This window comes from Paenibacillus sp. F4, assembly GCF_002894905.1.
Taxonomy (GTDB): Bacteria; Bacillota; Bacilli; order Paenibacillales; family Paenibacillaceae; genus Paenibacillus; species Paenibacillus polymyxa_B.
On the sequence record NZ_POVS01000015.1, the window covers coordinates 123,476 to 135,132 of the forward strand.

The window sequence follows — 11,657 nt, forward strand, 5'->3', positions numbered from 1 at the left end:
GGACGGCATGGAATACATAGTGATAAGAATTATTATTGATTATGGAATCAAATGCAAATCATTTCTTAACATTGATTTTAATTATTTTATTTGTTCGATCAGGAGGAGCTAGGATGTCGTCGTCGTTACGGGTTCATTATTTTATTTTAATTGCTGTTATTATTGTTGCCGGATTATGCCAAGGTTTATTATTACCTATTCTGTCTATCTCGTTGGAACAAATGGGAGTTTCATCTTCACTAAACGGAATGAATGCGGCTGCCCTGTATATTGGTTCATTCGCAATGACGTTGGTGGCAGAGCGGACATTGGGGTGGTTAGGGTTCAAAAAGCTGATGGCCGGAGGGCTTGTGCTAGTGCTCGTTACGCTGCTGCTGTTCCCGCTAATCCCTGATATTCGGGTATGGTTCGTACTGCGTTTGCTAGTAGGTATTGGTGACAGTGCACTGCACTACTCTGCGCAGCTATGGATATTGCTGGTGACTCCAGCAGAGAAGCGAGGCCGCAACATTTCCTTTTATGGTATGTCATACGGTCTGGGTTTTGCATTAGGACCATTGGGATTATGGCTACTCGATTATGGAATGCTGGTTCCATTCGCTGCGTTGGCCTTATTGTGCTTGCTTGTTTTGCTGTTGGTGTTAATTAAGCTGCCGGACTCCAGACCGGAGAGGCTGGAGTCCGAGGCGCGTCCCACTCAAAGATTTCGTCGCAGCTATAGCTGGGCATGGTACGCTCTTTTGCCTGCATTTCTATACGGCTATATGGAAGCGAGCCTGAACAGTAACTTTCCAGTCTATGGCCTGCGTATTGGCTTTCATACCGATGAAATCGCCGCCTTGCTGCCGTTCGTCAGTTTGGGAGGGTTAGTGCTGCAGCTACCGCTAGGGATATTGAGTGACCGTTGGGGACGTAAAAAGGTGCTAATGAGCGTAGGTATAGCAGGGGGAATGACCTTTATGTTGCTACCTTGGAGCGGCAATCATTTTATGTTCACTTTGATATTGCTGACCCTAGCAGGTGGTTTAGTAGGCTCCTTTTTCTCCCTCGGTTTGGCCTACGCCGCTGATCTGCTGCCCAAATCATTTTTAGCAGCCGCGAATGTACTGGCATCCTTTCATTTTAATCTGGGAAGTGTGATCGGACCTAATATTAGCGGAGGGTTGTTGGACTTTGGGACTCAAGGCAGCATGTTTCTTGTCCTTGGAGGTAGTTACGTTGTTTTCGGATTGTTAGGTCTGTTTTCCAGAAAAAGAGTAACAGCGGTTTAAAACTGCGGTTTGCATGGTATTTGTTTCACATTTACTATAAAATATAAACAGTATTGATGGCGCGCAAAGGGGAATCACTTAGATGATTAAAATTCGGAAGCTGACCAAGCAAGTGGGGCCTGAACGGACCCAGCTACTTCGAGGAATTGATGCTGAAATTCATCAGGGCGAATTCATTGCCATAGTGGGGCCAAGTGGAAGCGGCAAAACAACGCTGCTTCGCTGTCTTGCTTTACAAGAGCCATGGGATGAAGGCAGTTTAATTGTAGGTGGCAATGATGTGCTGAAATTCGGGTGGACGGGCAAGATGAAAATAAAGCGGGAATGGGCATACCTGGAGCAAAACCCGCATCTAAATATGAATCGAACCGCTCTTAAAAATGTGCTCATTGGCAGATCCGGTCAAACTCCAATGTGGAGAATGGTGACCGGTATGGTGCGTTCCGACGATTATATGGGAGCGATGGACGTACTGGAGGATCTGGGTCTGCTGGATAAGGCGCATGATAAATGCGACAAGCTCAGCGGTGGCGAGCGGCAGCGGGTAGCGACTGCGCGTGCTCTCGTGCACGGAGCTAAAGTTATTTTAGCTGATGAACCTGTAAATGGACTTGATCCAGCTTCGGCTGCGCATGTATTGGAGACTTTTCGCAAGCTGTGTTCTGACGAGCGGGTGACGATCATTACTGTACTGCCGCTGGAAATGGCTGAACGCTTTGCTTCCCGTATATGGGGGCTGAATGATGGTGAATTGGTGTTTGATATTCAGGGAAGACGATTGACACAAGCAGAAAAGAACAAATTGTGAAGGGGACGGCAAGAGAAGTGAATATAATGCTGTTGAGAATGGTGGCTGGCTGCTCTTCCTTGCTGCTCCTTGCTGGATTTTTAAGCGGCTGTAATGTTATTAGCGATCCCATTTCGCTGATGGAGACACCGACGATGTCTGACGAGAAACAGCAGTTGAATGGTGCAGTGAATACGCAACTAGGGGCGGTACAGCCTTTAAGGCCGAATGACCCAGATGACCCGACGCCAATTCGGACGGGTGATCTGAACAATGATGGCACAGACGAAGCAGTGCTCTTTTATGAAACGCCAGATGAGAGCGTAAAAATACATGGTGCCTTGTTTGAAGCTCAGGGCGGAACGTGGGTAAAGAAGCTGACGTTTGATGGGGAAGGCACTGTGCTGGAGTCATTTAAGCTCGTGGATTTAACGAATGATGGAACACTCGATATTGTAGCGGGTTTTTCCAGCGGAGATAGTGGCGATGGCGGGGATCAGAAGGGACTCATCGTGTATTCCTATACCGGAGGAACTCTGGAGAAAATATATGCTACAGGTTATACGGACTTCGTCGTAGATGATTTTAACCACAACAAGATGGACTTGAACGGGGATAATTTGAATGATTTGACGATTGTCACGCTGCGACGTAATGAATTCTTTACGGTTAAAACGTTTCAATTCAGTGGGGGAACCTTTAAGGAAATCGGATCGTTGGATTTGGACAGTCAGGTCTTAGGTGTCTATAATGTCGTTGCTGGCAAGGTAGCCGAGGGTAGGCAGGGGATTATTATAGACACCAAAATTGCCCAGACCACTACCGTTTCCAATGTCATTGTGATGGATCACGGCAAGCTCAGGAAGCTTAATCTTATGGATGTCACCTTCAAGGATGCGACCATCGCCAGTGGTGATGTGGATGGTGACGGTATTCTGGAATTTGGTAATTTGGAGAAGCCTAAAGGTTGGAGTAACAAGCCGCTGGATGAGGTTCCATATTTTGTATCGTTTTATCAATGGGACGGGGCCAAAGGGACGATTTTTAAGCAGCAGCAGTATCGTGATTCTAATGAACAGGTCTACTTCAGATTACCGAAAGAGCTGCATGGCAAGGTGACTATTGATCCGAAAGTTTCGAAGAAGGACAGCTATTTGCGCTTCATTTTGGATGATACAGACAAAACGATAGCGGAAATTAAATTTTTCTCGTTGTCACAATGGGAGCGAAACAACGAAGGTTATAGCCAACTGTGGCGAACAAATGCGCAGGTCATTGGCATTAAGCGATCCAGTGAGCTGGAACCGCGTAAAACCATTAAAAACAAGATGGGGGAAAGGCAGGTAGAGTAGAGTGAGTAAAGTTTTAATCATGGAAGACGAGGAATCCATTCGCAGCTTTATCGTCATTAACTTGAAACGTAACGGTTTTGAGGTGCTGGAGGCATCGGAAGGGCATGAGGCTCTGAATATTTTGAACACGGTGCGGGATATTGATATTGCACTGCTCGACGTAATGGTACCCGGTATGGATGGTTTTGAGGTCTGTCGGAGAATCCGGGAAACGAATGAGCGCATCGGCATTATCTTTCTCACAGCGAAGGTACAGGAGCAGGATAAGGTGTATGCCTTGTCTGTAGGGGCCGATGATCATGTGAGCAAGCCTTTTAGCCCGACGGAGCTGATTGCACGTATTCAATCGTTATTGCGTCGGGTGAATGTACATCGTGAAACAGCAGCCAAAGTGTCCTTCCAGTCTGGACCGTTCACGCTGGACTTGATTGCTAAGCAATTTAAGAAGAACGGACAGCTGATCGAGCTGACGCCGACAGAGTTTTCCTTGATTCAATTTTTTCTGGAAAAAGAAAACACACCGCTCAGCCGAGATGTTTTGCTTGACCACGTATGGGGCAAGGAATATATGGGCGATCCGAAAATTGTGGATGTGAACATCCGACGTCTGCGGCAGAAAATTGAAAACAATCCTTCCGAGCCTGCTTTTTTACAAACAGTGTGGGGACATGGATATAAATGGAAAGGTCAGTCTCAATGATTAAAAAGGGGATTCGCCGACAGATTGTGCTTCACTATTTTTTTGTAGTGTTCTTGGCGCTTCTGTTAGTAGAAGTCATTTTTATGTTTGCACTCCGGTCGTACTATTACGATTCCATTTACAAACATATCGAAAGCCGTATCGAATCGGTAAGTGAATTTGCACCCAAATTCAAAGAGCCGGAACAGTCTTTGCAATCGTATTTGTTAAATACATTTTCTCTGCCCTTCACTGAACTGCAGTTGCTCGATGAACAGGGAAATGTAATTGATAACTCGACGAATTTTGCAGCAGATCTAAGTGTGCAAACAAGTGATGTGACACAAGCATTAGCTGGAGATACGGGCAAATGGATCGGAAAGCAACCGAGTACGGGGCAACAGGTGATGGCGGTATCTCAAAAACTGGACAATATCGTCGGAGACCAGGTGTACGTTATTCGGTATACGACTTCGCTGGAATTGGTAAATGATAAGCTGTTTACGATTACGCTGTTTTCTCTTGGCATCATGGCAGCTGTACTGGTTATTGTATTTGTGGTCAGTACAGGGCTCGCGAATTCCATTGTTAGACCGATTAATAATATCCGCGATGTATCTGCTCAGATGGCTCAGGGGAGGTTTGATGCACGCATTGAAGGCGATTATCGCTATGAGTTGGGTGAACTGGCTTCGACGCTGAACTACATGGCACAGGAGATTGTCAGAACAAATCAAATCAAGGATGATTTTATTTCATCCATATCTCATGAACTGCGTACCCCACTTACTTCTATTAAGGGTTGGAGTGAAACGTTAAATTCTGGCGGCTATGACCCGGAAGAGACGAAAATCGGGATGCAGATTATTTCCAAGGAGACAGATCGGCTGATTGGCTTGGTGGAGGAAATTCTCGATTTTTCCAAGCTTGAACAAAATGCCATGAAGCTTGTGATGGGAACGGTGGATCTACGGGAGCTTTTACAGGAAATTATGCTGAACGTATGGGCTAAGGCAGAAATGAAGCAGATTAAGCTCCAGCTGGATTCGGAGGAAACGGCATATCTCGTCCATGGAGACGGTAACCGTCTAAAACAGGTGTTTTTGAACATTGTGGATAATGCTATCAAGTTTTCGCATGAAAGCTCGATTATTTTTCTGTCTCTTCAACGGATTGATGGCAATATCGAGATTTCCGTACAAGATACAGGGATTGGAATTAGTGCTGAAAATCTTGCCAGAGTAAGAGACCGCTTTTTCCAGGTAGACCACCAAAACGGTGGTACTGGACTGGGATTGGCAATCTCGCAACAGTTTATCGAGCGCCATCATGGTCAGATGCTCATCAGAAGTGAACTGGGGGCTGGAACTACCATTACGGTTTCATTACCTGCTCTGCAAGCAGAACAATCCGTGGAATCATCACAACTTACTGAAGGACAGATTTAAAGCCTACTTATAGGTGTAATTAGAAAAACAGCCAGTCCTCTCAAATCGGGAGGGCTGGCTGCTTTTAATTTGGGGTAACGTTATGAGGTAAAACCTTCGGCACGCAAGCGTGTATTGCGCTCGTAAGCTTCTTTCAGCATACGTGTAGTTTGCGGTCGTACCGCCATTTTGCCAAATACCGTTTCATTGGGTCCGATGACCATAATTTCGCCCGGATTACCTTTAATGACAGCACCATCGCGAATCACAGCACCTTCACCGATAATCGCATGTTCAATATGGACGTTACGTCCAATGCGTGTGTCAGGCATAACGATACTTTCTTTGATGGCTGAACCTTTACCTACCTCGACACCACTAAATACAACGGAGCGTTCTATTCGGCCCTCTACTTGGCAGGAATCATGCAACAAGCTGCCCAATGGTTGTGTTTGACGATTAGGTACCTTTTGTGCGCTCAACCTTGTGCGGCGTTCACGTGTATACATTGGCCAGTCCTTGCGTTGAAGGTCGATCGCACAATCTTCGTGTAACAAATCCATGTGTGAATCCCATAGGCTTTTAACGGTACCTACGTCCTTCCAGTAGCCCTGGAATTCATAAACGTACAAGGATTCTTGGTCCGCCAACATTTTAGGTATGATATCTTTACCAAAATCATGACTGGATTGAGCATCCTGTGCGTCTTCTAACAGGTAATTTCTCAAGTAATCCCATTTGAAAAGGTAAATCCCCATGGAGGCCAAATTACTTTCTGGTTTCTCCGGCTTCTCTGCAAATTCTGTGACACGCAGATCTTCATCGGCACTCATAACACCAAAACGGTGTGCTTCATCCCAAGGTACCTCCATGACAGAAATGGTAGCCGCAGCTCCTTTTTCCTTATGGTAGTTCAGCATTTCACGATAATTCATATAGTAGATATGATCACCGGATAAAATAAGCACATGCTCCGGATTTTGGCTGTCAATATATTCGATATTCTTATGAATAGCATCTGCCGTTCCTAAGTATTCAGCGTTACCTGTGTTATAAGATGGAAGCAGGGTAATTCCCTTGTCATCTGTTTTTGTAAGACCCCATGGTGTTCCATCCCCGATATGTTCGTGCAAGGATTCTGCCTCATATTGCGTCAAGACACCTACAGTATCAATGTCTGAATTTACGCAGTTACTGAGAGGAAAATCGATGATCCGGTAGTGACCGCCAAAAGGTACGGCGGGTTTTGCAATCGTTGAAGTAAGGGGAGCAAGACGGCGTCCCTCTCCGCCTGCCAGCAGCATGGCAATGCATTCTTTATTAAACATTTCGTTTCCCTCCCGGTTTAGTTGTCAGTGTAGTACATACATAAACGGTATGGGGTACTCTTGAAACCATAAGGTATATAAGATTCCCCCAAAACTAAGGTTTATTTTTTTCCTAGTCATTTTTCTGTTCAATGTGGCTAGAATGGGGTAATAACTCAGGTCAGCTTTGACCCACAAGCGAATGCATTACCGATTCATACATTTTTACTTACAAAACATATAAGGGTGGTGACGTGATGACAGACCAAACTCTTCCGCAACAGGCTATTTCATCGGAAGATATTTATTTGTTTCATGAAGGAACGCTTTATCACAGCTACCGATCTTTGGGTTCCCACCTTACTGTGGAGAACGGAGAACAGGGCGTCCGCTTTACGGTCTGGGCTCCTCATGCTCTCCATGTCGGGCTTGCTACAGATCGCAACAACTGGAATGGGGAACAGGATTCCTTATATAGGGTTCCCAAATCCGGTTTTTGGAGTCGTTTTTTTCCGGGGATATCCCAAGGAACTTTTTACAAATACGACATTACGGGCGCAAACGGTGAACGATTTCTGAAAGCAGACCCTTACGCGGTACGTGCTGAATTGAGGCCAGCAACGGCTTCTGTGGTAGCTTCTATAGATGGTTATGCTTGGAACGATGCGATTTGGCGCCGAAAACGTAGAGCACCTTATGGAAAGCCTCTGCACATATACGAGCTTCATCTGGGCACTTGGAAGCAAAAAGAAGATGGAACGTTTTATACATACAGGGAAATAGCTGAGCTTCTTGTGCCTTATGTGACAGATATGGGGTATACACATATCGAGCTGATGCCGCTGAGTGAACATCCGTATGATCTTTCCTGGGGCTACCAGCTCACCGGATATTTTGCACTCACAAGCCGTTATGGAGAACCACATGATTTTATGTATTTGGTGGATCGTTGCCATCAGGCGGGAATTGGAGTGCTGATGGATTGGGTGCCAGCCCATTTTGCAAAAGATGCTCATGGATTAAGGCTGTTTGACGGATCGCCCCTGTTCGAATACGCTGATCCGCTGATTGCGGAAAAGCCCGGCTGGGGAACGCTGACGTTTGATTACAGCAAACCGGAGGTGCGTTCTTTCCTGATATCTAATGCACTATTCTGGATGGATGTGTACCATATTGACGGCCTACGCGTAGATGCTGTGACAAGTATGCTACGGCTGGATTTTGAAAAGCAGGACGGTCAATATCGTTTTAACTCTAAAGGAGGCATTGAAAATGAGGAGGCTATTGCCTTCCTTCAACAACTGAATGAAACAGTATTCCGCTATTACCCGTATGCTCTGATGATGGCAGAGGAGTCCAGTGCCTGGCCGATGGTGACTTCCCCGGTAAGCGATGGAGGACTCGGTTTTAATTACAAATGGAATATGGGCTGGATGAACGATACGCTTGATTATATCGAAACGGATTTCGATCAGAGGCCGGAGCGCCATAATTTGCTGACATTCCCCATAGCTTATGCGTACAGCGAGAATTTTACACTGCCGTTGTCGCACGATGAGGTTGTTCATGGTAAGAAGTCGCTGCTTGATAAAATGCCAGGTAGCTATGAGCAAAAATTTGCCGGTCTTCGAGCGCTTCTCGGTTACCAAATCACCTCACCGGGCAAAAAGCTCTTATTTATGGGAGGGGAATTCGGCCAATTCATCGAATGGAAGGATGAGGAGCAGCTTGACTGGTTTCTGCTGGATTATGACAGTCACCGTTCGCTGCACGCTTTTACAAAAGCACTGAATCATTTGTATATTCAGGAAAAGGCGTTATGGGAACTGGATCATTCGTGGGATGGCTATCAGTGGATTGAAGCGGAGGACCGTGGGCAGAGCGTAATTACGTATTTACGTAAAAGTAAAAAGCCGGGAGATACACTGGTCGTGCTAATTAACTTTCAGCCCGTGCCCAGAGAGAACTACCGAATTGGGCTGGAAAAGGCCGGGAGTTATATCGAACTGCTGAACAGTGATCATAAGGACTTTGGGGGAAGGGGCCAGCTAAATACCGGAGTGATACGGACCGCCTCCATTCCTTGCCACGGACAGCTTCACAGCTTGGAGGTGACCATACCACCCCTAAGCATCGTTATACTCAAGAAAGCGCCTCGGAGGCCTAAAAAAGCAGATTAAACACATAAGGAGGAAGCACATATGAACATTTTGTTTGCGGCAGCAGAAGCACATCCATTTATTAAAACAGGCGGGTTGGCTGATGTCATTGGCGCACTGCCGAAGGCACTTCGTCAGGCGGGGTGCGACGTCCGAATCATTTTACCTAAATATGCTGGGATTCCCGATACTTATAAAAAGTCTCTGCGTCCGGTAGCGGTGAAGCAAGTAGCCGTAGGCTGGCGTAATCAATATTGTGGAATAGAGGAACTGACATTAGACGGAATCAAGGTTTATTTTATAGACAATGAGTATTACTTCGGTCGTGACGGTATTTACGGTTATATGGATGATGGCGAACGCTTTTCCTTTTTTAACCGGGCGATTTTAGAAATGCTGCCTGAACTGAACTTTCGGCCGGATATTTTGCATTGTCATGATTGGCATACAGCGATGGTTCCGCTGCTTCTGAATGCCAATTATCGACATTTGCCCTTCTACAGCGATATTCGCACGGTGTTTACGATACATAATCTGCTGTATCAGGGGGATTTTCCGTATGAGGTCTTAACTGAGCTGCTCAACCTGGATGGGAGCTATTTCACCCCCGAGGGTGTGGAGTATCATGGCAGACTGAATTTTATGAAAGGTGGGCTTACGTACTCGGATCATGTCACGACCGTGAGTCCAACCTATGCAGAGGAGATTCAAACGGAATTTTACGGATACGGGCTGGAGGGTCTGCTTCGTAAATTGGGAGATCAGGGTCGCTTAACGGGGATTGTGAACGGAATTGACACCAAAAGCTACAATCCTGCCACGGACAATCGTATTTATACGAAGTACCGCACGAGTCTGACAAAGAAAAAGGAAAACAAAATTGGCCTGCAGAAGGAGCTGGGTCTGCCGGTGCGGCCAGACGTACCTATGATCGCCATGGTAACCCGGCTTGTAGATATGAAGGGGCTAGATCTGGTAACGAGAGTGCTTGACGAAATCCTGTATTATGATGATATCCAGTTTGTCGTGCTGGGAACAGGGGATCCGGCTTTTGAGCATTGGTTTCGTGAGGCAGCGGGACGCTATCCACTGAAAATGTCGGCGCAGCTCGCTTTTAGCGAACCTCTGTCACGAAAAATATATGCGGCAAGTGATATGTATCTTATGCCATCAAGGTTTGAGCCTTGCGGGATCAGCCAACTGCTGGCGCTTCGTTATGGAAGTATCCCTATTGTGCGAGAAACAGGGGGCCTTAACGATACTGTGCAGGCTTACAATGAGTCCACAGGGGAAGGAAACGGATTTAGTTTCACGAACTACAATGCACATGATATGCTGAACACTATTCGTCGTGCTGTTCATTTTTATCGCCAATCTGAGCATTGGTCGAAGCTTACACAGACGGCTTTTGCAGGAGAATATAGTTGGGATGTTTCAGCTAAAGCGTATATGGATATTTACCATTTGCTAACAAAGACGGACTGAACAGAGTAGGAACACCATAGTCATGTTAATGAAAAAGGGAATCCCTTTAGCCAGTGTTTGGCTGAGGAATTCCCTTTTTTGCTATGATCAGTCGCCTCCGCCACCACAGCTGCTTCCACATGAAGAGCCACTGCTACACGAAGAATGACTATCAGAATCGCCTGAATCATGGTGAGAAGAGCCTCCATGATGAGAACTGTCATGGGAGGAATGATGGTGCGAGTGATGTGTATCCCAGTTCGAGCAGCCGCTTGCCGAGCTACAGCCGGATGAGCTAGCTAATACGGCATTACCTGTAGCATCCGGGTGCATGTGTACGGCAAATTGTTCAGGTTGATACCATGAATACCACACAACAGCTAATAACAAATAGTCGATCTGTAAATAGTTGACCTTAGGCAATTGCTTACCCTCAGGATCATCCACCGCTTTATTCACCCGCTCGCGCAGATGTTGTACAATCTTATGAATCGCTTGTTGGGCCTGCTGTGAAATGGCTATATTCTCCTGCGTATTCCAGCGGTCACCTGCTGGCTGCGCGGAAGTTGTGAGTTTGTAATAGCGCGAAAGCTCGTCGCTCGGTAATGGATGATTAAAAAAGGTTCCCCACAAACTGGCGCTATAGCGGTTCCAGCCAAAGCATTCCACATACAACCAGTCAAACCACGCCCGCTCCTCACGCATCGGCTGAAAGCCGCCGGAATGAGGCGCATGGTGAAGCATACGACCAAAAAAAGCTTCCGAGAATTGCTGATATTCGCGGGTAAACATCAACATTTCGTGCCACAATTCATCCACATCACTACTGAACATAGGCACTCGATTCATAATCGCGCATAGCATAAAATATCGTTTTAGCTCATGCCAGCGCCAATCATATTCTTGCTCCGTCAGCTCTGGGTGGGCTTCCATTACACGACTCCTTACGCTATGAGCATAGGAGGCGGGAATGGATTGCTCCAGTAGCTGCATCAGCTCTGTAATCTCTGGATGACGCTCCTGTGTAAGGGACGAAGGAGAAGGGGAGCTGAGGAAAAAAGCATTCCGGCGCCGTGTCTTTCTGTTTCCCCGGTTCCTGCGTATTGCACGGAATATAAACCAAAAAATGATGAGGTCCACCACAATAAACAACGTCCAAAAACTGCTCATACTATCCATGATGGCTGACTACTCCTTTCTGAAAGAACACG

Annotated in this window: 9 protein-coding genes; 7 read left to right on the top strand and 2 right to left on the bottom strand. The window is 46.3% G+C overall.

Annotation, left to right across the window (positions count from 1 at the left end):
* Positions 1 to 113: 113 nt before the first annotated feature.
* The 5 genes from C1T21_RS17550 (at position 114) to C1T21_RS17570 (ending at position 5,537) form a co-directional block, all read left to right on the top strand.
* On the top strand, positions 114 to 1,271 hold the full coding sequence (locus C1T21_RS17550) for an MFS transporter (protein ID WP_103049152.1): 1,158 nt from the start codon (positions 114 to 116) through the stop codon (positions 1,269 to 1,271).
* An 82-nt stretch (positions 1,272 to 1,353) separates the two neighbouring features.
* Positions 1,354 to 2,079 (top strand): phosphonate ABC transporter ATP-binding protein, encoded by a 726-nt coding sequence (locus C1T21_RS17555; RefSeq protein ID WP_103049153.1) that lies wholly within the window; start codon positions 1,354 to 1,356, stop codon positions 2,077 to 2,079.
* The gene (locus C1T21_RS17560) at positions 2,076 to 3,410 is read left to right on the top strand and encodes a hypothetical protein (protein WP_103049154.1); all 1,335 of its coding nucleotides are present in this window, start codon (positions 2,076 to 2,078) and stop codon (positions 3,408 to 3,410) included. Before C1T21_RS17555 ends, C1T21_RS17560 begins: the two co-directional genes overlap by 4 nt.
* Before the next feature lies 1 nt (position 3,411).
* On the top strand, positions 3,412 to 4,110 hold the full coding sequence (locus C1T21_RS17565) for a response regulator transcription factor (RefSeq protein WP_007432526.1): 699 nt from the start codon (positions 3,412 to 3,414) through the stop codon (positions 4,108 to 4,110).
* Positions 4,107 to 5,537 (top strand): sensor histidine kinase, encoded by a 1,431-nt coding sequence (locus tag C1T21_RS17570; protein WP_103049155.1) that lies wholly within the window; start codon positions 4,107 to 4,109, stop codon positions 5,535 to 5,537. The genes C1T21_RS17565 and C1T21_RS17570 overlap by 4 nt, the downstream gene beginning before the upstream one ends.
* Before the next feature lie 80 nt (positions 5,538 to 5,617).
* Here C1T21_RS17570 and C1T21_RS17575 read toward each other — a convergent pair whose 3' ends face one another.
* Entirely contained in the window at positions 5,618 to 6,844 is a 1,227-nt protein-coding gene (locus C1T21_RS17575) for a glucose-1-phosphate adenylyltransferase (RefSeq protein WP_103049156.1), read from the bottom strand.
* A 236-nt stretch (positions 6,845 to 7,080) separates the two neighbouring features.
* On the opposite strand from C1T21_RS17575, the gene glgB reads away from it, so the two are divergent.
* Together glgB and glgA are read left to right on the top strand one after the other, a co-directional pair.
* Positions 7,081 to 9,003: a 1,4-alpha-glucan branching protein GlgB gene (gene glgB / locus C1T21_RS17580; RefSeq protein ID WP_103049157.1), complete on the top strand. Its 1,923-nt coding sequence runs from the start codon at positions 7,081 to 7,083 to the stop codon at positions 9,001 to 9,003.
* Between the two features lie 21 nt (positions 9,004 to 9,024).
* Positions 9,025 to 10,467 carry a glycogen synthase GlgA gene (gene glgA / locus C1T21_RS17585; RefSeq protein WP_103049158.1) on the top strand — a complete coding sequence of 481 codons (1,443 nt, stop codon included), beginning with the start codon at positions 9,025 to 9,027 and terminating at the stop codon, positions 10,465 to 10,467.
* An 87-nt stretch (positions 10,468 to 10,554) separates the two neighbouring features.
* Here the strand turns inward: glgA and C1T21_RS17590 are convergent, their stop codons facing one another.
* Positions 10,555 to 11,625 carry a glycine-rich domain-containing protein gene (locus C1T21_RS17590; RefSeq protein WP_103049159.1) on the bottom strand — a complete coding sequence of 357 codons (1,071 nt, stop codon included), beginning with the start codon at positions 11,623 to 11,625 and terminating at the stop codon, positions 10,555 to 10,557.
* Positions 11,626 to 11,657 lie beyond the last annotated feature (32 nt).

Bases quoted from the DNA above. Each gene is read 5' to 3' on its own strand.
- C1T21_RS17570 (WP_103049155.1), top strand. From the start codon at position 4,107: ATGATTAAAAAGGGGATTCGCCGACAGATTGTGCTTCACTATTTTTTT.
- C1T21_RS17590 (WP_103049159.1), bottom strand. From the start codon at position 11,625: ATGGATAGTATGAGCAGTTTTTGGACGTTGTTTATTGTGGTGGACCTC.
- C1T21_RS17555 (WP_103049153.1), top strand. From the start codon at position 1,354: ATGATTAAAATTCGGAAGCTGACCAAGCAAGTGGGGCCTGAACGGACC.
- glgA (WP_103049158.1), top strand. From the start codon at position 9,025: ATGAACATTTTGTTTGCGGCAGCAGAAGCACATCCATTTATTAAAACA.
- C1T21_RS17575 (WP_103049156.1), bottom strand. From the start codon at position 6,844: ATGTTTAATAAAGAATGCATTGCCATGCTGCTGGCAGGCGGAGAGGGA.
- C1T21_RS17550 (WP_103049152.1), top strand. From the start codon at position 114: ATGTCGTCGTCGTTACGGGTTCATTATTTTATTTTAATTGCTGTTATT.
- glgB (WP_103049157.1), top strand. From the start codon at position 7,081: ATGACAGACCAAACTCTTCCGCAACAGGCTATTTCATCGGAAGATATT.